General features: G+C 67.1%; 18 protein-coding genes. 8 read left to right on the top strand and 10 right to left on the bottom strand.

The features are described from left to right. Nucleotides 1-120: 120 nt before the first annotated feature. Nucleotides 121-1,020, bottom strand: coding sequence for an SDR family oxidoreductase (locus XM50_RS17805; RefSeq protein WP_046411342.1), 900 nt, complete (start codon nt 1,018-1,020; stop codon nt 121-123). A 152-nt stretch (nt 1,021-1,172) separates the two neighbouring features. Between XM50_RS17805 and XM50_RS17800 the strand changes: the two genes are divergently transcribed. Further along, nucleotides 1,173-2,690: a class I adenylate-forming enzyme family protein gene (locus XM50_RS17800; RefSeq protein WP_046411340.1), complete on the top strand. Its 1,518-nt coding sequence runs from the start codon at nt 1,173-1,175 to the stop codon at nt 2,688-2,690. 49 nt (nt 2,691-2,739) lie between these two features. Here the strand turns inward: XM50_RS17800 and XM50_RS17795 are convergent, their stop codons facing one another. Beyond that, nucleotides 2,740-4,389 (bottom strand): S10 family peptidase, encoded by a 1,650-nt coding sequence (locus tag XM50_RS17795; protein ID WP_046411934.1) that lies wholly within the window; start codon nt 4,387-4,389, stop codon nt 2,740-2,742. Nucleotides 4,390-4,584: 195 nt separating this feature from the next. Here XM50_RS17795 and XM50_RS17790 point away from each other — a divergent pair, with 195 nt between their 5' ends. Continuing rightward, complete coding sequence (locus XM50_RS17790; protein ID WP_046411338.1) at nt 4,585-5,541, top strand: manganese catalase family protein; 957 nt, start codon at nt 4,585-4,587, stop codon at nt 5,539-5,541. A 157-nt stretch (nt 5,542-5,698) separates the two neighbouring features. On the opposite strand, the gene XM50_RS17785 is transcribed toward XM50_RS17790, so the two are convergent. Genes XM50_RS17785 through XM50_RS17775 form a run of 3 tightly spaced genes read right to left on the bottom strand, consistent with a single transcriptional unit; the run spans nt 5,699 to nt 9,028 of the window. After that, a complete protein-coding gene (locus XM50_RS17785; protein ID WP_046411336.1) occupies nt 5,699-6,898 on the bottom strand; it encodes a CoA transferase in 1,200 nt (399 codons plus the stop codon). 1 nt (nt 6,899) lies between these two features. Continuing rightward, nucleotides 6,900-8,102, bottom strand: a complete 1,203-nt coding sequence (locus tag XM50_RS17780; RefSeq protein ID WP_231622014.1) for an acyl-CoA dehydrogenase family protein — start codon at nt 8,100-8,102, stop codon at nt 6,900-6,902. Between the two features lie 11 nt (nt 8,103-8,113). Continuing rightward, nucleotides 8,114-9,028 (bottom strand): SDR family NAD(P)-dependent oxidoreductase, encoded by a 915-nt coding sequence (locus tag XM50_RS17775; RefSeq protein WP_046411334.1) that lies wholly within the window; start codon nt 9,026-9,028, stop codon nt 8,114-8,116. 103 nt (nt 9,029-9,131) lie between these two features. Between XM50_RS17775 and XM50_RS17770 the strand changes: the two genes are divergently transcribed. Then, the gene (locus tag XM50_RS17770) at nt 9,132-9,902 is read left to right on the top strand and encodes an IclR family transcriptional regulator domain-containing protein (RefSeq protein WP_197075583.1); all 771 of its coding nucleotides are present in this window, start codon (nt 9,132-9,134) and stop codon (nt 9,900-9,902) included. Further along, nucleotides 9,899-11,062, top strand: coding sequence for an acyl-CoA dehydrogenase family protein (locus XM50_RS17765; RefSeq protein ID WP_046411330.1), 1,164 nt, complete (start codon nt 9,899-9,901; stop codon nt 11,060-11,062). Before XM50_RS17770 ends, XM50_RS17765 begins: the two co-directional genes overlap by 4 nt. A gap of 24 nt (nt 11,063-11,086) precedes the next feature. On the opposite strand, the gene pncB is transcribed toward XM50_RS17765, so the two are convergent. Then, nucleotides 11,087-12,391, bottom strand: a complete 1,305-nt coding sequence (gene pncB, locus XM50_RS17760; protein WP_046411329.1) for a nicotinate phosphoribosyltransferase — start codon at nt 12,389-12,391, stop codon at nt 11,087-11,089. 106 nt (nt 12,392-12,497) lie between these two features. Between pncB and XM50_RS17755 the strand changes: the two genes are divergently transcribed. After that, complete coding sequence (locus XM50_RS17755) at nt 12,498-14,384, top strand: gamma-glutamyltransferase family protein (protein WP_046411327.1); 1,887 nt, start codon at nt 12,498-12,500, stop codon at nt 14,382-14,384. Here XM50_RS17755 and truA read toward each other — a convergent pair. Next, entirely contained in the window at nt 14,381-15,142 is a 762-nt protein-coding gene (gene truA, locus XM50_RS17750; protein ID WP_046411326.1) for a tRNA pseudouridine(38-40) synthase TruA, read from the bottom strand. The genes XM50_RS17755 and truA overlap by 4 nt on opposite strands. Beyond that, nucleotides 15,139-16,050 (bottom strand): methionyl-tRNA formyltransferase, encoded by a 912-nt coding sequence (gene fmt, locus XM50_RS17745; protein WP_046411324.1) that lies wholly within the window; start codon nt 16,048-16,050, stop codon nt 15,139-15,141. Before fmt ends, truA begins: the two co-directional genes overlap by 4 nt. Before the next feature lie 56 nt (nt 16,051-16,106). Here fmt and recR point away from each other — a divergent pair, with 56 nt between their 5' ends. The 3 genes from recR (at nt 16,107) to rmuC (ending at nt 18,757) form a co-directional block, all read left to right on the top strand. Continuing rightward, a complete protein-coding gene (recR, locus tag XM50_RS17740; RefSeq protein ID WP_046411322.1) occupies nt 16,107-16,703 on the top strand; it encodes a recombination mediator RecR in 597 nt (198 codons plus the stop codon). 60 nt (nt 16,704-16,763) lie between these two features. Beyond that, complete coding sequence (gene def, locus XM50_RS17735; RefSeq protein ID WP_046411321.1) at nt 16,764-17,312, top strand: peptide deformylase; 549 nt, start codon at nt 16,764-16,766, stop codon at nt 17,310-17,312. A 62-nt stretch (nt 17,313-17,374) separates the two neighbouring features. Then, nucleotides 17,375-18,757 carry a DNA recombination protein RmuC gene (rmuC, locus tag XM50_RS17730; RefSeq protein ID WP_046411319.1) on the top strand — a complete coding sequence of 461 codons (1,383 nt, stop codon included), beginning with the start codon at nt 17,375-17,377 and terminating at the stop codon, nt 18,755-18,757. A gap of 52 nt (nt 18,758-18,809) precedes the next feature. Here rmuC and eda read toward each other — a convergent pair whose 3' ends face one another. Together eda and glk are read right to left on the bottom strand one after the other, a co-directional pair. After that, nucleotides 18,810-19,415, bottom strand: coding sequence for a bifunctional 4-hydroxy-2-oxoglutarate aldolase/2-dehydro-3-deoxy-phosphogluconate aldolase (gene eda, locus XM50_RS17725; protein ID WP_046411317.1), 606 nt, complete (start codon nt 19,413-19,415; stop codon nt 18,810-18,812). Next, on the bottom strand, nt 19,412-20,380 hold the full coding sequence (glk, locus tag XM50_RS17720) for a glucokinase (RefSeq protein WP_046411931.1): 969 nt from the start codon (nt 20,378-20,380) through the stop codon (nt 19,412-19,414). Before glk ends, eda begins: the two co-directional genes overlap by 4 nt. Nucleotides 20,381-20,441 lie beyond the last annotated feature (61 nt).

Raw genomic sequence — 20,441 nt, 5'->3', positions numbered from 1 at the left:
CTTGTGCACCATTTAACGTGCTGGTTTCTGATTGTTCAAGCAAAGCCTGAACGTTGGCGTAAAAGTTTCGCGTGCCGTAAAGTAATCGGCGGCACGGCAATATCGCGCGCGGCGCGATGGTCAGGCGGTTCGTGCGGCCTTGTCCTTCGCGGTGGTGGCGCGGATCGAATCGCGCGCCGCGGCCCATTGTTCGTCGCTCCACGACCGCATCGAGGAAAAGTTGCCGCCGGTCGCGAGATAACGCGCGCCGTCGATCGCGATCGTCTGGCCGCTGACATATTCCGCCTGCGGCGACATGAGGAAGGCGGCGAGATTGGCCAGTTCCGGCATCCGCCCGACGCGACCCATCGGGTAATCAGTCGTGTCGCGGAACGCCTGCTCGCCATCGGTCGGGCGCAGCCGGGCGGACATGCCCTCGGTCGGGAAGGTGCCCGGTGCGATGCAGTTGAGACGGATGCCGCGATCGGCCCATTCGACCGCTAGGCTCTGCGACATTACGTTGACGCCCGCCTTCGACATGGCGCTGGGCACGGTGAAGGCCGAGCCGTTCCACACCCAGGTGGCAAGGATCGACAGCACGGAGGCGGAGACGCCCTGGTCGATCCAGCGCTTGCCGCAAGCCAGCGTCATCGCGAACGACCCGCGGAACACGATGGAGGAAATAGCGTCGAAACCGCGCATTGAGAGATCTTCGGTGCGGCTGACGAAATTGCCCGCGGCATTGTTGACGAGGCCGGTGAGCGCGCCGCCATTGTTCCAGATACGGTCAAGCATATCCTCGATCGCGGCTTCGTCGCGAATGTCGCAGGCGAGGCCGACCATCTTGCCGCCATGCGCGTTCATCAATTCATCGGCCGTCTGATCGAGCACGCTGCCACGACGCCCGCAAATGAATACGTCGGCGCCGAGGATCAGGAACGCCTCCGCCATCACTTTGCCAAGGCCAGTGCCGCCGCCGGTGACCAGGATGCGATGACCCTCAAGCAGATTGTCGCGGAACATCAGATCGTCGCGGTTCATCGTCTCTCTCCCAACATCGGGCGGGCAGCGTGCCATGCGCATCCGCTCCCTTGCCAATTTGTCTTTATGGTCGTTAAAACAGGCGGAGGGGAGCCGCAAGCCGAAATGCGCCTGTGGTTTTACCGGATGGAAAAAGGCGAGAGGAAGCTGCGGTGAGCGACGAACATCTGTCCACCCTATCGAACGTGATTGCGCGGCGCGCGGCGGGCGCGCGCGATCACGTGCTGCTGATCAGCGACGACGCACGGGTGACCTATGGCGAGATGAACCGGCTGGGTGCCCGGATTGCGGCCGCGCTTCGTCGATCAGGCGCCAGCGCCGGGGACACGATTGCGGTGCTGGCCGCGAACGGGCCAGCCTATCTGGCGCTGATGGTCGGGGCGGCGCGGGCCGGCATGGTATTGGCGGCCATTCCCGTGTCGGCGGAGGATGGCGCCAAGCAGGCGATGATCCGCGATTCCGGCGCGACGCTGCTGTTCACCGACGAGGCGCTGCCGTTCAAGGTTTCAGCCGAGGTCGTGATGCTGGGCGAGCCGTTCGACCGGTGGCTGGCGCAGGACGGCGCGGCCGATGCGGACGATGCGGCGCCGGTCGCGGTGGATGGCGATGCGCCGATGACGATCATCTATTCCTCCGGCACCACCGGCACACCCAAGGGAATCGTCCAGCCGTTCCGCTATCGCGCGCGGATGCTGGAGAGTGGCGGCGCACGGGGGTACGGCCCCGATGCCGTGACGCTGCTGGCGACGCCGCTTTATTCCAACACCACGCTGTCGGCGCTGGTGCAGACGATCGGCGCGGGCGGGACGATCGTGCTGATGACCAAGTTCGACGCCGGCCGATGGCTGGCGCTGGCCGAACGGCATCGCGTAACCCATGCCATGCTGGTGCCGGTGATGTGCGCCCGGCTGCTGGCGTATCCCGATTTCGACCGTACCGACCTTAGCGCGTTTCGCGTCAAATATTGCACCTCGGCGCCCTTCGCGCCGGCGATGAAGCGCGAGATGCTGGATCGCTGGCCCGGCGGGCTGGTCGAATATTATGGCATGACCGAAGGGGGCGCGAGCTTCGTTCTGTTCGCGCATGAGCATCCCGACAAGCTGCACACGGTGGGCCGGATCGCGCCGGGTGGGGGCGAGGTGCGGCTGCTGGATGATGATGATCGCGACGTTGCGCCGGGCGAGCAGGGGGAGATCGTCACCCGCTCCGCCGGCATGATGATCGGCTATCACAATCGGCCCGGGGAAACCGCGGCCAGCCGCTGGATCGCGCCCGACGGCAGCGTATGGCAGCGCACCGGCGACATCGGGCGGATCGACGAGGACGGGTTCCTGACGATTGTCGACCGCAAGAAGGACATGATCATTTCCGGCGGGTTCAACATCTACCCCTCGGATATCGAGGCGGTCGTCGCAGCGCATCCGGAGGTGCAGGAGGCGAGCGTGGTCGGCGTGCCGAGCGAGACCTGGGGCGAGACGCCGGTCGCCTTCGTGGTCGCCCCGGGTGCTGACGCGGGTGCGATCAAGGAGTGGATCAACGCGCGCGTCGGCAAGATGCAGCGCGTGGCGGACGTGAGCATCGTCGAGGAATTGCCGCGCGGCCCGATCGGCAAGGTGCTGAAGCGTGAGTTGCGCGACCGCTATGTCGGTGCGTTGAAACTGGCCGCCTGACGCCGCCGGGATACCCGCTCACCATGTGGCGAGCGGGTATCCGGCAGGTTCAGTTCGGCGTGTTGCCGGTCATCGTGCCGGCCTGACCCGACACTGGCACCGGCGGGGTGGAGGAGCGCGCGTCGCTCACCGCCTCGTCATACCAGCTCGCCAGATCACGCTTCATGTCGCGCAGCGCGTCCGGGTTCAGATAGGTCATGTGGCCCGCCGGATAATAAGTGTACTTCAGGTTGGCTTGAAGCGCGGGTTCCAGCATCATCCGGCCGAGATCGTTCTCGGTGCCGAAGAACGGCGTCGCCATGTCGTAATAGCCGTTCAGCGACAGCACTTTCAGATAGGGATTGGTGCGCATCGCGGCGGCGAGATCGATCGCGGTGTTGGGATTGTTCTGGCTGCCATAGCCGCCGCCCGGTGCCCGGTGCGCCCAGTTCCACTTGAACCCGGCGCCGTCGCGCGCCGACAGGCGATACGGCAGGTCGGTCTTGTAGCCGAGCGTCGAGTGCACATAGTCCTGGAACGAGGCGATATATGCCCCCGACACCGCGTCTGACGAGGCATCGGTTTCCGGACGTTCGCCCACGGCATCGGTATCGATCCCCATGTAGCGCGAATCGAAGCGGCCGACGGTGCGGTTGGAGCCACGCAGCAGCTCCTTCTGGAAGCGCGGCAGGTCGACGCGCAGGTTCGCCCGCTTGATGAAATCGGCGCTGAGGCCGGTCAGCTGGCTCATCTGCTCGGCCACCTGATCGCGCTCCTGCGGGGAGATCAACTGCCCCTTGGCGAGCGCGGCCATGTACGGCCCGGTGGCAAAGGCGCGCGCCTGGGCGACGATCGTGGCGACATCGGCGGGGCGGTTCTGCACGCGATTGTGATACCAGGCGGTCGCGGCGTAGCTGGGCAGGTAGTTGATATAGACTTGGTCCAGCCCCGGCTGGCGATAGCCGTAGTTCATGATCGAGCTGAGCAGCATCACGCCGTTCAGCGCCATGCCGCGATCCTGCAGCTGATACGCCAGCGCCCCGGCGCGCAGCGTGCCGTAGCTTTCGCCCAGGATGAACTTGGGGCTCATCCAGCGGCCGTATTTGGTGACGTAGCGCATGATCGCGCGCGCGAAGACGTCGACGTCCTCATCGACCCCATAGAAATCGCCGGGCTTCGCATCCCCCAGCGGCCGCGAATAACCCGAGCCGATCGCGTCGAGGAAGACGAGGTCGGTCTTGTCGAGCAGCGAATCCGGGTTGGGGCCGACGTCATAGGGCGCCGGGCGGACGAATTCGGGATTGGTGGTGCGGATGCGGATCGGGGCGAACGATCCCATGCGCAGCCAGAAGGAGGGCGAGCCGGGGCCGCCGTTGAACAGGAAGGTGATCGGCCGCTTCGTGCCCGGCTTCGTCCCGTCCAGCGTATAGGCGGTGTAGAACATCGAGGCGGTCGGCTTCCCCTCATTGTCGCGGGTGGTCAGCGTGCCGGCGGAGGCGATGTAATTGTACCGCTTGCCGTTGATCGTGACGCTGTCGCGCGTGCGGGTCTCGGTTTCCTCCACCGGCGCCTTGGCCCAGCCGGCCTCCGCCTCCGCCTTCACCGTCTCGGCATAAGAGCGGGCGGGGGGCTGCTTGGCGTCGGATTTTTCCTGAGCTGCGAGGGGGGCGGCAGAGAGGGCGGACGTGGCGATGAGCGCGAGAAGGAAGTGCTTGGTCACGAACAACTCTTCTTGTGGAGATAGGCCACCTCCATTGACCCATCCGCTGGTGCACGCAAGGCCGCCATGCCCTGGAGGAAGGGATGGCAAAGGATCGGAATAGATGCTGCGGAATGTTTTGAGCGCGGCGGAACGCTTATGTCGCTGGTTCGCTCTGGCAGGGCGAAAAGTCGTTACTTTGCCGGAGTTTAACCTATGTTTATGCATAACAAGCGCCTGCAATACACCGTGCGCGTCGCCGAGCCGAACCCGCGACTTGCAACATTGATGATGGAGCAGTTCGGCGGCGCCGATGGCGAGCTGGCCGCGGCGATGCGCTATTTCACGCAGGGGCTGGCGGAGGATGATCCCGGCCGCAAGGACATGCTGCTCGACATCGCTACGGAGGAACTCAGCCACCTCGAGATCATCGGGTCGATCATCGCCATGCTGACCAAGGGCGTGAAGGCGCAGCTGGCCGAAGGGCAGATGAAGGAGGCCGAGCTGTACCAGCTGGTCGGCTCGACCGGGACCAGCGCGAAGGAATCGATCCTGTTCGGCGGCGGCCCCGCCCTGTGCGACTCCGCCGGCGTACCGTGGACTGCGGCCTATGTGGATTCGCGCGGCGAGCCGACCGTCGACCTGCGATCGAACATTGCCGCCGAGGCGCGCGCGAAGATCGTCTATGAGCGGCTGATCAACATCACCGACGATCCCGGAATCAAGGATGCGCTAGGCTTCCTGATGACGCGCGAAGTGGCGCACCAGAAATCGTTCGAGAAGGCGCTCTACGCGATCGAGAACAACTTCCCGTCGGGCAAGCTGCCGGGCGTGGAGAAATATGCCAACATGTACGTCAACACCTCGCAGGGGGAAGGCGACACCACCGGGCCGTGGAATAGCGGTGATCAATGGGAGCGGGTGGACGACCTGCAGCAGGTGATGCCGGCCGATGGCGGCGACGGCACGGCCAGCGTGACGCTGCCCGCCAAGGACAAGAAGGTCGCCACCAAGATGGCGGAGCGCACCATGTCCGATCCGACGGCCGATCCGACGACGGGCGCGGACCTTGGCGCCGGACCGGGCGCTGGCCGCACCAAGGGCGGCGACATGGGCGGCGCGCCGGACATTCATTCGGCGCCGGCGATGGCCGAGGCGACCGTCGGCAAGTGAAGGAGGAACCAGCGCCCGCCGATCGCGGGCGCTGGTTTCTGCGCCAGATCCCGTCAACGCGAGATCCGTAATGGACCGCAGCGTTGCTTCGGTCTTTCGCGCTACGACACGGTAAGACCGGTCGACCGCAGAGATACGGCGGCCCCCGTCGCGGCCTCTACTTGGTCGTGGCGGCGATGCCCGTGTCGAACAGGCGCGCGATTTCGCCGGACGAGAGGCCGAGCGTTTCGGCAAGTATCTGTTCGCTGTGCTGGCCGTTACGCGGGGCGGGCGCGGGCGGGCGGCGATCCTCGGCGGGGAGCGTCGCGAAGGCGCCGACCGCGGGGTAGCGCGTGCCGCTGGGGTCATCGGTAGTGCCGAAGATCGGGTTGTTGGTGACCAACCGGGGATCACGCACCGCATCCGCCATGGTGCCGTAAGCAGAGTGGACGATGCCGCCCGCATCGAAAGCGGCGGCGAGATCATCATGGTCGCGCGCGGCGATGGCGGCCTCGAACAGCGGGAACAGCGCGTCGCGATGCGTGAAGCGGAGGCCATCGTCGTGCGCAAAGCTGGCCCCGCGGTCCGCCTCTACCCGCGCGATTGCATCGCCGAGGTTCAGCGCGGCGATGAGGTTGGCCCATTGGCGATGCGTGACGACGACAATCATCGTCCGCTTGCCGTCGCGCGTCGTGAAATCGCGCCCGAACAGGCCGAAGACCGTGTTGCCGAGGCGTGGGCGATCGGTGCCGGTGTGCATCACCTCGGCAATGCCGCCGAGATTGGCGGCCGTGCCGATCGCGACGTCGGACAGCGGTATGCGGATCTCGCCACCTTCGCCCGTCGTGTCGCGGCGGCGCAGCGCGGCCATCATCGCGAAGGCGGCATAGGCGCCGGTCAGAAGATCCCAGGCGGGGAGGACGTGGTTGACCGGGTCGGGTCCCGCCCCGGTCAGCATTGGATAGCCGACCGCATTGTTGACGGTATAGTCGAGCGCCGGGCTGCCGTCCGGCCAGCCCATCACGCGTACGGTGATGAGATCGGGACGCCCCTGCGCCAGTGTTTCATGCGCGAGGAAGCCCTTCACCGGGAAGTTGGTGACGAACTGCCCGGTCGCGCGGACCAGCGCCTGGAGCAATTCGCGCCCCTCCGGCCGGCCGAGATCGAGCGCCAGGCTCTTCTTCGCGCGGTTGAGATTTTCCCAATAGAGGGAATCGCCGCCTTCCGTGACCGGCCAGCGGCGGAAATCGGGCCCGCCGCCGATCTGGTCCACGCGGATAACCTCCGCCCCCATCTGCGCCAGATAAAGCCCGGCGGTGGGCGAGGCGACGAAGGACGACGCCTCGATCACGGTCAGGCCGGGGAGGAGGTTGTACATCTCAATTCACTCCGGCGTTGAACTCGCGCAGCATGTGCTTGGCGATCTGCAGCTGCAGGATCTGGGTCGTGCCCTCGTAGATGCGGTAGATGCGCGCATCGCGGAAGAAACGCTCGGCGTCATATTCGGCGAGATAGCCCGCGCCGCCATAGATCTGCACCACGCGATCGACTATCCGGCCGCATGCTTCGGAGGCGAAGACCTTGGTCGCCGCTGCCTTGCGCAGCACCGGCTCGCCAGCGTCGACGCGGCGGGCGCAATCGGCCAGCATCGTCTCGGACGCGTAGATCTCGATATCGCTGTCGGCGAGCATCTGCTGGATCAGCTGGAAATTGGCGATCGGTTCGCCGAACGCCTTGCGCTCGGTGGCGTAGCGAAGCGCCGAATCCACCGCGCGGCGGGCATAGCCCATCGAGGCCGCAGCGACCGACAAACGGCCGTTGTCGAGGCTCTTCATCGCGGTGACGAAGCCCTTGCCTTCCTCAAGCCCGAGCAGCGCGTCGGCGGGAAGGTGAACGTCCTCCAGGATGATGTCGGCGATATGCGTGCCGGCCTGGCCCATCTTCTTGTCGGGCTTGCCGACCGTCACGCCCGGCGTGTTCATCGGCACGATGAAGGCGGAGACGTGCGCGTTCTTGGGCAGCGCCTCTTTCGACGTGCGCGCCATGATGACCGCCATCTCGGCGTCGGGCGCATTGGTGATGTAGCGCTTCGTACCGTTCAGCACCCAGCCGTTGCCGGTACGCACCGCCATCGTCTGCATGCCGGCGCTGTCGCTGCCCGAACCGGGCTCGGTCAGGCCGAAGGAGACGATCATGCCCGCCGCCATCTTGGGCAGCCACTCGGCCTTCTGCTCCTCGGTGCCGCCGTTGCGCAGCGCCGAATTGACCATGCCGATGGTGATCGAGATGATCGAGCGGAAGCACGGCATGGCATAGGCCAGCTCGCGGATTGTCTGGGTATATTGATAGGTGTTCATCCCCGCGCCGCCATATTCCTCGGGGATGGTGAGGCCGAACAGGCCCATCTCGCGCATCTCGTTCAGGATCTCGTCCGGGATGCGGTCGGTCTCGAGGATTTCCTTCTCGGCCGGGATCAGCCGGTCGCGCACATAGCGGCGCAGCTGGTCGATGAACTGGTCGAACGTCTCGGCGTCCATGCCGGGATTCGGGCCGCTGTTCGGGGCGGGGTTGAGGGTGGACATGATGATGGTCCTCAGATCGGATCGTAGGGGAAGACGTTGGCCGACACTTCGTCGGCCCGCGCGAAGCTGGGGCGGAAGGAGGGGATCAGCTCATCCGCGATCGCCTGCGCCGACCAGCCCTCAAGCTTGGTCATCGAGCGGATCGGGCGCGGCTTGGAGAAGAGCACGATCTCGTTCTTGCGCACCGCGAAGATCTGGTTGCTGACGTCCTTCGACAGGTCGGATGCGAGGAAGGCGACGAGCGGCGCGATCTTGTCCGCGCTCATCGTCTGGAGGCGGGCGACGCGCTCCTTGGCCTCGGGCGTTTCGGCCGGGATGGAGGCGGTCATGCGGCTCCACGCGAACGGCGCGATGCAGTTCGACCGGACGCCGGCGCGTGCCATGTCGAGCGCGATCGATTGCGACAGGCCGACTATGCCGAGCTTCGCCGCGGAATAATTCGCCTGGCCGATGTTGCCGATGAGGCCGCTGGTCGAGGTGAAGTGGACGAAGCTGCCCGATTGCTGCTCGCGGAAATAGGGCGTGGCGGCCTTGGACACGTTGAATGCGCCGTTCAGGTGAACGTCGATCACCGCGCGCCAATCCTCATGGCTCATCTTGTGCCAGATCGAATCGCGCAGGATGCCGGCGTTGTTCACCACCGCATCGATGCGGCCGAACTGCTTCACCGCATCCTCGACGATCGTCGCCGCGGCCGCGGGATCGGCGACGCTGGCGAGGTTGGCGATCGCCTTGCCGCCAGCGGCGACGATGTCCGATGCGGTCTGCTCCGCCGGACCAGCCTCGCCGCCTTCGCCGCTGCCGCCGACGCCCGGATCGTTGATCACCACCGCGGCGCCCTCACGCGCGCACAACAGGGCGATCTCACGCCCGATGCCGCGGCCTGCACCCGTCACAGCCACGACCTTTCCGTCGAGAATGCCCATGCTCCACCTCCTGAAACTGATCGCCGACGGGTTACGGCGCGGGGGACGCTATTTCAAGATGGCGCATTGCGGTTTCACTCCAATGAAGTTTATGCATCGGGTGATGAGTTCGCCAGTCCCCTCGGTCGTTCAGGCCTTTGCCATCATGCGCGCGCTGGCGGACGGCCGGGCGCTGACGCTGTCCGAAGTGGCGCAAAGCTGCGGGATCAGCCCGTCGAGCTGCCTTGGCCTGCTGCGCACGCTGGTGGGGGAGGGCGTGCTGTCGCTGGGCGAGGGCAAGCGGTACGCGCTGTCGCCGCCCTGGTCGGAAATCGCCGCGAGCGACCTCGATCGGTCGACCCGGCTTGTGGCGCGGGCACGGCCATTGCTGGAGCGGGCGGCGCGTAGCTGGCACGCGCCGATCGGCTTGTGGCGCGTCACCGGGCGGGACCGGCTGCAACTGGTCGCACTGGGCCAGAGCGTCGCCGCGACACGGATCCATATGGAAGAGGGACAGCGCCAGCCGATCGGCAGCGGCGCGGTGGGCCGTGCGCTTGCCGCCGCGCAGCGCGTCGGCCGCGAGGAACTGGCCCGGCGTTTCGCGGCGGTGCGCTGGCAGCGAGCGGTGGCCTTTGAGGATTATGCTGCCCAGGTCGCGGCGGCGGTATCGCAGGGCTACGGCGTCGACGACGGGCTGAGCTACGCCGGCATATCGTCGATCGCGGTGTGCCTGCCGGATGAGGCGCAGTCGCTGTGCGTCTCCGCGTCCGTCTTTGCCGGATCACGCAGCGAGGCGGAGTTCGCCGACCTTGCCGCCGCACTGGTCGCGCTTGCCGCCGAGATCGCGGCGCTCGACCACAAACCGTCACCGCCGTCCAGAAAGGCCCGTGCATGATCCCCGCCGCCCGCAACGATTTCCCCGAAATCCGCGATGCCGTGCGCGCGCTCGTCCGCGAGTTCGGCGACAGCTATTTCCGCGAGGTGGATGACCAGCGCGCCTATCCCGAGGCGTTCGTCGACGCGCTGACCAAGGCGGGCTGGATGGCGGCGCTGATCCCCGAAAGCTATGGCGGCGCGGGGCTTGGCCTGACCGAAGCGTCGATCATCATGGAGGAGATCAACCGCGCGGGCGGCAATTCGGGCGCCTGCCACGGCCAGATGTACAATATGAACACGCTGCTGCGGCACGGATCGGTGGCGCAGAAGCAGCGCTTCCTGCCCGAGATCGCGAGCGGCGCGCTGCGCCTGCAATCCATGGCGGTAACCGAACCGACCACCGGCACCAACACCACCGAGCTGAAGACCCGCGCCGAGCGCCGCGGCGACAAGTATGTCGTCAACGGGCAGAAGGTGTGGATCAGCCGGATCCAGCATTCCGACCTGATGATCCTGCTCGCGCGCACCACCCCGCTCGACGAGGTGAAGAAGAAGGCCGACGGCCTGTCGATCTTCCTCGTCGACCTGCAGGCGGCAATCGGCAATGGCATGGAGATCCGGCCGATCCGCAATATGGTCAACCACGAGACCAACGAGGTGTTCTTCGACGATCTGGAGCTGCCTGCCGACAGTTTGATCGGCGAGGAGGGCAAGGGTTTCCGCTACATCCTCGACGGGCTCAACGCCGAACGCGCGCTGATCGCGGCGGAGTGCATCGGCGATGGCTATTGGTTCGTCGAACGCGCGGTGCAGTACGGGTCGGAGCGGATCGTGTTCGACCGGCCGATCGCCAAGAACCAGGGCGTTCAGTTCCCGATCGCGCAGGCCTATATGGAGGTCCGCGCGGCGGACCTGATGCGCTACGAGGCGTGCCGGTTGTTCGACGCGCATCAGCCGTGCGGCGCGGAGGCGAACATGGCCAAGCATCTGGCGGCGGAATCATCGTGGAAGGCGGCCAATGCCTGCCTTCAGACGCATGGCGGCTTCGGCTTTGCGGCGGATTATGACGTCGAGCGCAAGTTCCGCGAGACGCGATTGTATCAGGTCGCGCCGATCAGTTCGAACCTGATCCTGAGCTTCGTCGGCGAACATGTGCTGGGGATGCCGCGAAGCTTCTGAGGCACGGGCGCGCCCGTCACGCGGTTAGACCCTGACCGTCTGGTCGACCCGCCCGGCCTCGCCGAACACGCGCAAATAGCGGGCGATTTCGGCGGGGTCGCCGGTCGCCTTGGCCGGATTGTCGGACAGCTTGACCGCCGACCGGCCGTTGACGCGCGTCACCTTGCAAACGAGCGACAAGGGGGCGAGCGGCGCGTCGCCCTCCGGATCGCAGCCGCGGAAATCGTTGGTCAGGTTGGTGCCCCAGCCGAAGCTCATCCGCACCCGGCCGTCGAAATGCCGGTACGTCGCCGCGATACTGTCGACATCCATCCCGTCGGAGAAGATCAGCAGCTTGCCGCGCGGATCGCGGCCCTTGTCCTGCCACCAGCGGATGATCTGCTCTCCCGCCTCGATCGGTGGCAGGCTGTCGGGGCGAAAGCCGGTCCAGTCGGCGACCCAATCGGGCGCGTCGCGCAGGAACGCCGCAGTGCCATAAGTGTCGGGGAGGACGATCAGCAGGTTGCCGGCATAATCCCGCTGCCATTCCTCCAGCACGCGGTAGGGGGCGTGGGCGAGCGCGGCATCGTCCGCCGCCTCGGCTGCGGCGACCATCGGCAGTTCATGCGCATTGGTGCCGATCGCCTCCAGGTCGGCGTCCATCGCGAGTAGGACGTTGGACGTGCCGATCAGCCGCTCGCCAAGCCCCTCTTTCAACGCCTCGACGCACCAGCGCTGCCACAGGAAGCCGTGGCGGCGGCGGGTGCCGAAATCCGACAGCGCAAGCTCGGGAAGGTCACGCAGCCGTTCCACCTTGCTCCACAGCCGCGCCTTCGCACGCGCGTACAGCACGTCGAGCGCGAAGCGGCCGCGATGGCGAAGCGCGGCGCGCGATCGCAGCTCGTTGACGATCGCCAGCGCCGGTATCTCCCACAGCGTCACGTCCATCCACGGGCCGGTGAAGCTCAGCTCGAATTGGCCGTCGACGCGGCGTAGCTCATAGTCGGGCAGGCGATAGCGCGCGAGCCAGGCGATGAAATCGGGCCGGAACATGCGCTCCACGCCATAGAAGGTGTTGCCGGCGAGCCAGATCAGCTCCTTCTTGGTAAAGCGGAGCGTGCGCGCATGATCGAGCTGTTCGCGAAGCTCCGCCTCATCGATTACTTCCGCCAGCCGGACGGTGCGGGTGCGGTTGATCAAGGAGAAGGTGACGTTCGTGTTCGCGTGACGCGACCAGATCAGCTGAAGCATCAGCAGCTTGTAGAAATCGGTGTCGAGCAGGCTGCGGACGATCGGATCCAGCCGGAAGCTGTGATTGTAGGTGCGTGTGGCCAGATCGGTGACGGTCATCGCCGATGGAGTGCCCGAGCGGCCCCTTTCGTTCCCTGATGTCGGGGCCGCTGCTTGCGGCGCCCGGCGTTTGTCGCGACAAGGTGCTGAAAACGGGGAGCCTTCCATGCGACGTAGAACCTTTGTTGCCACGCTGCCGGCGCTTGCCCTTGCTCCATCGCTCGCGCGGGCGCAGCAGGGGACGCCCAGTCAGTCGCAGGGGACCGAGGGGCCGGGGCAGGGCGGCGCGCCGCAGCCCGCCACCGCGAAGGCGGGCGATCAGCCGAAATATTGGAAGCCGGGCGAGGATCGCTTCATCCGCCCCGATGTCCATGCCGGCGACCGGCCGGTCGGCGCCAGCTTCGCCTCGCGTACCGCCGTCTATGGCCTGAACGGCGCGGCGGGGACGGCGCATCCGCTCGCCACGCAAGCCGGCATCGACATGCTGAAGCGCGGCGGATCGGCGGTCGACGCGGCGATCGCGATGAACGCCTGCCTCGGCCTGCTCGAGCCGACCGCCAGCGGGATCGGCGGCGACGTCTATGCGATGATCTGGGATCCCCGGCAGAAGAAGGTGGTCGGCCTCGCCGGATCGGGCGCCAGCCCGCGCGGCCTGTCGCTGGAAACGGTGCGCGGGCGTGCGAAGAACGGCTCGCTGCCGCCGCTGGGCGCGATCACCGTCTCGGTGCCGGGAACGGTCGACGGCTGGTGGACGATGCACCAACGCTACGGCAAGCTGCCGTGGAAGGTTCTGTTCGAACCGGCGATCGCGATGGCGGAGGCGGGGACGCCGGTACCCGACATCATCGCTTATTATATCCGCCGCAGCATGGCGAACTTCGCCCGCCCCGGGAACGGGGTGGAGGAGACTGCCAATGCGCTCAAGACATGGGGCATGGCGGACGGCAAGGGGCCGGCGGCGGGGCAGGTGTTCCGCAATCCCGACCTGGCGCGCACCTATCGCGCGATCGCTGCCGGCGGGCGCGATGCCTTCTACGCCGGCGATCTGGCGCGCACGATGGACCGCTATTTCAAGCGGATCGGCGGCTGGCTGCGCTATGAGGATCTGGCGGCGCACCGCTCCGAATGGATCGAGCCCAGTCACACCGATTATCGCGGCACGACGGTCCATGCACTGGGGGCCAATACCCAAGGCATCGCAACGCTTCAGATGCTCAACATCCTCGAGCATTTCGACCTGAAGGATGCGGGCTTCCAGTCGCCCTTGTCGATCCACCTGCAGGCGGAGGCGAAGCGGCTGGCCTATGAGGATCGCGCGCGCTTCTATGCCGATCCCAAATTCGCCGACGTGCCGGTCGATTGGCTGGTGTCGAAGGAATATGCCGCGCAGCGCGCCAAGCTGATCCGCCCCGACCGAATCCTGACGCCGGTCTATCCGGGGCAGGCGCCCAGCCGCGGCGACACCACCTATTTCTCCTGCGCCGACGCGGACGGCATGATGGTGTCGATGATCCAGTCCAATTTCCGCGGCATGGGATCGGGGCTGGTCGCCGATGGCCTCGGCTTCATGTTCCAGGATCGCGGGCAATTGTTCAGCCTGAAGGACGGCCACCCCAATATCTATGCGCCGGGCAAGCGGCCGTTCCAGACGATCATCCCCGGCTTTGCGACGCGCGGCGCGGACCCGTGGATGAGCTTCGGCGTGATGGGCGGCGACATGCAGCCGCAGGGTCAGACGCAGATCATCGTCAATCGCGTCGATTACGGCCTGGAGGCGCAATCCGCCGGCGATGCGCCGCGCTGGCACCATGAAGGATCGTCGCAGTCGATGGGCGAGGATGATCCGGGGCTCGGGCCCAAGGGGCGGTTGCGGCTGGAAAGCGGCGTGCCGCTGGCGACGCGGCAGAAGCTCGCCGAGATGGGCTGGTCGATCGGCGATCCCGACGGCAGCTTCGGCCGCTATCAATGCGTCGAGCATCGCATGGACGGTGCGACGCGGGTCTATGGCGCGGCGAGCGAAATGCGCGCCGACGGCTGCGCGCTCGCCTATTAGGCCGCCGCTTCGGGGCGCGCGGGATAGCGCGCGCCCATGAAGAACAGCCCGTCGGGCGGGGCGTTGAGGCCGAGCCGGGCACGATCCGCCGCCTCCAGCGCGTCGCGCAGGTCAGCGGCGGACCAGCGGCCCAGGCCGACAAGCGCGAGGCAACCGACCATCGAGCGCACCTGATGGTGGAGGAAAGATCGCGCCGCCGCCTCCACCATGATGCGGTCGCCCTCCCGCCGGACGGCGAGCCGGTCGATCGACTTCACCGGGCTGGCCGACTGGCAATGCGCCGAGCGGAAGGTGGTGAAATCGTGCCGCCCGACCAGCAATTGCGCGGCATCGTGCATCGCCGCGGCATTGAGCGGCTGGGCGACCTGCCACGCCAGTCCCTTTTCCCATGTCAGCGGCGCGCGGCGGTTGACGATGCGATATTCATAGGCGCGGCCAAGGCAGGAGAAGCGCGCGTGCCAACCGTCGGGCACGATCTCGCAGGCGAGGATCGCGACCGGGTTGGGGCGAAGCCGGGCGTTCAATGCCTCGCCCAGCCGGAAGGCGGTGATCGGCTTTGCGATGTCGACATGCGCGCGCATCGCGGTGGCGTGGACGCCGGCATCGGTGCGCCCGGCGGCATGGACCGTGGTGCGCTCGCCGGTGACGGCAAAGGCCGCGTCCTCGATCGCCTGTTGAACGCTGGGGCCGTGATCCTGCCGTTGCCAACCCATGAAGGGCCGGCCGTCGAACTCGACGGTCAGCGCGAAGCGGGTCACAGGCGGGTGCCGGCGGGGATCGCAAAGCCGCGAAGCAGTTCGTCGACGCTCATCACGCCGCGCCCGGCGCGCTGGACGCGGGTCGGCCGCAGCGCGCCGCTGCCGCAGGCGATCGTCAGCCGATCGTCGACTACCTCGCCGGGCGCCGCCGGGGCGCCGGCATCCGCGATCACATCGGCCGCCAGCAGCCGAACCCGCTCACCATTCACCTCGAACCACGCGCCGGGCGGGTTGAAGGCGCGGACCTGCCGTTCGACCACCTCGGCACCGGGCGTGAAATCGAGCCGCATCTCCTCCTTGGCGATCTTGGCCGCATAGGTGACGCCGTCCGCCGGCTGCGTGACCGCGGGGTGCGCATCGAGATCGGCCAGCACCTCCACCATCAGCCGCGCGCCCATCTGCGCCAGTTCGTCGGTCAGCTCTCCCGCGGTCTTGCCGGCGATCGGCGTGCGACCTTCCAGCCTGACCGGGCCGGTATCGAGCCCGGCCTCCATCTGCATGATGCCGACCCCGGTCTCTGCGTCACCCGCCAGGATCGCCCGCTGGATCGGCGCCGCCCCGCGCCAGCGCGGCAGCAGCGATCCGTGGATGTTGAGACAGCCGAAGCGCGGCGCATCGAGGATCGCCTGCGGCAGGATCAGGCCATAGGCCGCCACCACCGCGACGTCCGCCTCCAGCGCGGCGAACGCCGCCTGTTCCTCGGCGTTGCGCAAAGACACGGGCGTATGCACCGGAATGCCGCACGCCTCGGCCGCCGCGTGAACGGGGGAGGGCACCAGGGCGCGTCCGCGCCGCCCGCCGGGCCGTGGCGGCTGGCTATAGGCCGCGACGACCTGATGACCGGCGGCAACCAGCGCTTCCAGCGCCGGCACGGCGAACGCGGGCGTGCCCATGAAGATGATCCGCATGGGGCGCGCTTCAACGCGCTGGCGGACGCGGACGCAACCCCCTATCTGTTCACGCGATGGCATCACAGGAGATCGAGGCGCTGACGGGCGCGTTGGCGCGGCTGCCCGGGCTGGGGCCGCGATCGGCACGGCGGGCGGTGCTTCACCTCGTCAAGAAGCGCGAAGGCGCGCTGATCCCCTTGCTGTCCGCGCTTCAGGCGGTGGAGGAACGGCTGGCGACCTGCTCGATCTGCGGCAATGTCGATACCGTCGACCCCTGCGCGATCTGCGCCGATCCCCGCCGTGATGCGCGTTCCTTGTGCGTGGTGGAGGAGGTGGCGGACCTCTGGGCGCTCGATCGATCGCGCTTGTTTCCGGGGCGCTTCCACGTGCTGGGCGGGCGATTGTCCGCGCTGGAGGGTGTCCGCCCGGAGGATCTGACGATCGATCAGCTCGTCCGCCGGATCGAGGCGGGCGGGATCGACGAAGTGGTGCTGGCGATGAACGCCACGCTGGAGGGGCAGACCACGGCGCATTACATTGCCGAGCGGCTGGAACGCTATCCGGTGCGGCTGACTCAGCTGGCGCACGGCCTGCCGGTCGGCGGCGAGCTCGATTATCTCGACGAAGGAACGCTGGCGCAGGCGCTGCGCGCGCGCCGTCCGGTGGCGTGATCGGGGCGCGGCGCACCCCCTTCGCTTGATTCGGCGGACTGCTGCCAATATCTGCCCGCCATGGCCGTTCTTCCAATCGTAGAGATTCCCGATCCCCGCCTTCGCCAGATGTGCGAACCCATTGCCACGATCGATGACGAGGTGCGTCAGCTCGTCTCCGACATGAGCGACACGATGTATGACGCGCACGGGATCGGCCTTGCCGCGATCCAGGTCGGCGTGCTGCGCCGCGTGGTCGTCATCGACCTGCAGGACCGGCAGAGCGACGAGCCGGTGGAGGAGGGCGAGGCGCCCACCACCGTCCGCGATCCCAAGGCCTACATCAATCCCGAGATCCTGTGGGTGTCGGACGAGCTGTCGCGCTATCAGGAAGGCTGCCTGTCGATCCCCGAGCAATATGCCGAGGTGGAGCGCCCCGCGCGCTGCCGCGTCGCGTGGCTCGACGTCGATGGCAATCGCCACGAAGAGGAAATGGACGGGCTGCTCGCCACCTGCATGCAGCACGAGATCGACCATCTGAACGGCGTGCTGTTCATCGATCACATCACGCGCCTGAAGCGCGACATGCTGCTGAAGAAGCTGGCGAAGGCACGCAAGAACGCCGCCTGAGGCGGCTTGCCACAACAGGATGTGCCGGATAGGTTCGCGCTTCGTTCCAGATTGGAGGAAGCGTGGAGCCTGTCGCCGTCCTGCTCATCTTCGTGGCGCTGGTGCTTGGGCTGGCCGCGGGCTGGTGGTTTGCCAGCCGCACCGCTGCCACGCTCCGGGCCGAGCGCGATGCCCGCGCCACGGAATTCAAGAAGGCGATTGTCGATCTGGCCGGCGCGGAGGAGCGCGCCCGGGCCGCTGACGCGCTGCGTCAGGAACTCGCCGCGATCCGCGACGATCGCGATGCCGCGCGCGCTCATATCGCGCGACTGGAGGCGGAGGCGCGCGGTTTCGACGCGCGGCTGACCGAGCTTCGCGAGGCAAAGGACGCGCTCGCCGCGCAATTCGGCCAGGTCGGGCAGAAGCTGCTCGCCGAGGCGCAGGACCGCTTCCTTCAGCGCGCCAACGAACGCTTCCGCGAGTCAGAGGAAACCGCCGGGCAGAACCTGAAGGCGATGCTGCAACCGGTAAGCGACCGGCTGCAACGCTATGAGGAAGGCGTGGCGAAGGTCGAGGCCGAGCGCCGCGACGCCTTTGGCGAGCTTCGCGGTCAGATCGAACAGATGCGGCTTGGGCAGGAAACGGTGCGCAGCGAGGCGGCGCGGCTGGTCAACGCCTTGCGCAATGCACCCAAGGCGCGCGGGCGCTGGGGCGAGCAGCAGCTACGCAACGTGCTGGAAAGCTGCGGCCTGTCCGAACATGCCGATTTCCAGACCGAAGTGTCGGTAACCGACGCGGAAGGTGCGCGCTTCCGCCCCGATGTGATCGTGCGGATTCCCGGCGGCAAGTCGCTGGTCATCGACGCCAAGGTGTCGCTCAACGCCTATCAGGATGCGTTCGGCGCGGTGGATGAGGCGGAACGGACCGCCGGCCTCACCGCCCATGCCGCCGCGATGCGCGCACACGTCAACAGCCTGGGTGCCAAGGCCTATTGGAACCAGTTCGAGGACGCGCCCGATTATGTCGTGATGTTCGTGCCCGGCGAACATTTCCTGTCCGCCGCGCTGGAGCATGATCCGTCGCTGTGGGACTATGCCTTCGACCGCAAGGTGCTGCTCGCCACACCGACCAACCTTATCGCCATTTCGCGCACCGTCGCGGCGGTGTGGCGGCAGGAAATGCTGGCCAAGGAAGCGCGTGAGATCGCGCAGCTGGGGAAGGACCTGTACGCGCGGCTGTCGGTGATGGGCGGCCATGTCGCGAAGCTGGGCAAGAACCTCGACACCGCGATGACGGCGTACAATCAGTTCGTCGGCAGCCTGGAATCGCAGGTGCTGACCCAGGCGCGCCGGTTCGAGGCGCTGAAGATCTACACCGCGGGCAAGGCGATCGAGGCGCCGCCAGTGGTGGAACAGGCGGCGCGCCCGCTCACCAAGCTGATCGCGGAGGCAGACGCCGCCGAGTGAATGCCGCCCCGGCCGCGCACCGCAATGGCGCGGCCCGCGGAGGGGAGAGGCGTCAGCCGCGCAGCGCGGCGGCGGCGCGCGCCTTGGTCTCGATCTTCGCCGGGGTGCCGCTGGCGACCCAGCTGCCGCCGACGCACAGCACGCGATCGAAGCCGAGCCAGGCCGGCGCGCTTTCCTCGGTAATCCCGCCCGTCGGGCAGAAATGGCATTGGTAGAAGGGCGCGGCGAGCGCCTTCAGCGCCTTCAGTCCGCCCGATGTCTCGGCCGGGAAGAACTTGAAATGAGTCAGGCCGAGGTCCAGCCCGCGCATGATGTCGCCCGCAGTGGCCACACCCGGGAGGAACGGCACGCCGCTGGCGATGATCGGATCGGCCAGCCGCTCGGTCAGGCCGGGCGATACGATGAATTCGGCGCCGGCATCCATCACCTGAACGAACTGTTCGTTCGTCACCACCGTGCCGGCGCCGACGATCGCGCCGGGCACCTGCTTCATCTCGCGGATCGCGTCGAGCGCGGCGGGGGTGCGCATCGTCACCTCCAGCACCTTCAGCCCGCCGGCGACCAGTGCTTCGGCCATCGGCCGTGCGGCGGCGGCGTCGTCGATGACGAGCACCGGGATCACCGCGCTCGTCCGCATGATGGTGCCGATCTCGCTCATGCCGTATGTTCCTGTGCAAAGGCAGCGGCGGCACCGAACAGGCCCGGCTGCGGATGGGTGACGAGCTTCACCGGAATGCCGCTCATCATGGATTGGAAACGTCCCTTGGCGACGAAGCGGTGAGCAAAGCCGGAACGCAGCAGCCGATCCTTGATCCTGAGGCCAAGGCCGCCGCCGATCACCACGCCGTTGGCGCCATGCGCCAGCGCGAGGTCACCCGCCGTCGCGCCCAGGGCGAGGCAGAAACGGTCGAGCGCCGCCAGCGCGATCGGATCGGTGCCCTCCAGCGCCTCGGTCCAGATCGCCTTGTCGTCGCGCATGCGCACCGGGCGGCCTTCCATCTCGGCCAGCATTTCATAGATGGCGACGATTGCCGGGCCGGCGCAGATCCGCTCGGCCGACACGCGCGTGTAGCTGCGCCGCAGCCGCTTGAGCAGCGCGTCCTCGATATCGTCCAGCGGGGCGTAATCGATGTGGCCCCCTTCCGTCGGCAGCACGTGATAGCTGCCGCCGGTCTTGAATACCTGCGCCACGCCCAGCCCGGTGCCCGGGCCGCAGACGGTGGTCACGCCGCTGGAGGGGAGGGGGATTTCGGGGCCGCACAGATGATCGAAATTCTCATCGGGAAGCTGCGCCACGGCATGGCCGATCGCGCCGAAATCGTTGATGATCGTATAGCTGTCGACGTTCAGCCGCTCGGGGATCAGCGAGGGGCGGATCACCCAGGGGTTGTTGGTCAGCCGGATGATGTCGCCGGTGACGGGCGATGCCACCGCGATCGCCGCGGCGCGCGGCACCGGACGGTCCAGCTTCTTCTCGAACATCTGCCACGCGGTCTGAAGGCTGGCATATTCGGCGGTCTTCAGCGTGATCGGCTCGCCCAGCGACACGACGCGGCCGTTTTCCACTTCCGCGATGGCGAAGCGGGAATGCGTGCCGCCGATATCGACCGAAACGATGTCCATCATTCAAACTCCCAAGCCGCGCGGCACCGCCGTACGCAAAACACTGTCATCGACGCGCGGC

Origin of the sequence: Sphingomonas sp. Ag1 (assembly GCF_000980895.1) — a bacterium.
Classification (GTDB): domain Bacteria; phylum Pseudomonadota; class Alphaproteobacteria; order Sphingomonadales; family Sphingomonadaceae; genus Sphingomonas; species Sphingomonas panaciterrae.
The sequence above is the reverse complement of the archived record's forward strand: the minus strand, read 5'-3'. Positions and strand labels throughout refer to the sequence as shown.

What these genes read in the sequence shown, in the direction of transcription:
- pncB (WP_046411329.1), bottom strand. Translation starts at nt 12,391, where the DNA reads ATGACCGTCACCGATCTGGCCACACGCACCTACAATCACAGCTTCCGG.
- XM50_RS17755 (WP_046411327.1), top strand. Translation starts at nt 12,498, where the DNA reads ATGCGACGTAGAACCTTTGTTGCCACGCTGCCGGCGCTTGCCCTTGCT.
- XM50_RS17765 (WP_046411330.1), top strand. Translation starts at nt 9,899, where the DNA reads ATGATCCCCGCCGCCCGCAACGATTTCCCCGAAATCCGCGATGCCGTG.
- recR (WP_046411322.1), top strand. Translation starts at nt 16,107, where the DNA reads ATGGCATCACAGGAGATCGAGGCGCTGACGGGCGCGTTGGCGCGGCTG.
- XM50_RS17790 (WP_046411338.1), top strand. Translation starts at nt 4,585, where the DNA reads ATGTTTATGCATAACAAGCGCCTGCAATACACCGTGCGCGTCGCCGAG.
- XM50_RS17785 (WP_046411336.1), bottom strand. Translation starts at nt 6,898, where the DNA reads ATGTACAACCTCCTCCCCGGCCTGACCGTGATCGAGGCGTCGTCCTTC.
- XM50_RS17770 (WP_197075583.1), top strand. Translation starts at nt 9,132, where the DNA reads ATGAGTTCGCCAGTCCCCTCGGTCGTTCAGGCCTTTGCCATCATGCGC.
- glk (WP_046411931.1), bottom strand. Translation starts at nt 20,380, where the DNA reads ATGGACATCGTTTCGGTCGATATCGGCGGCACGCATTCCCGCTTCGCC.
- eda (WP_046411317.1), bottom strand. Translation starts at nt 19,415, where the DNA reads ATGAGCGAGATCGGCACCATCATGCGGACGAGCGCGGTGATCCCGGTG.
- XM50_RS17805 (WP_046411342.1), bottom strand. Translation starts at nt 1,020, where the DNA reads ATGAACCGCGACGATCTGATGTTCCGCGACAATCTGCTTGAGGGTCAT.
- def (WP_046411321.1), top strand. Translation starts at nt 16,764, where the DNA reads ATGGCCGTTCTTCCAATCGTAGAGATTCCCGATCCCCGCCTTCGCCAG.
- fmt (WP_046411324.1), bottom strand. Translation starts at nt 16,050, where the DNA reads ATGCGGATCATCTTCATGGGCACGCCCGCGTTCGCCGTGCCGGCGCTG.
- XM50_RS17780 (WP_231622014.1), bottom strand. Translation starts at nt 8,102, where the DNA reads ATGTCCACCCTCAACCCCGCCCCGAACAGCGGCCCGAATCCCGGCATG.
- XM50_RS17775 (WP_046411334.1), bottom strand. Translation starts at nt 9,028, where the DNA reads ATGGGCATTCTCGACGGAAAGGTCGTGGCTGTGACGGGTGCAGGCCGC.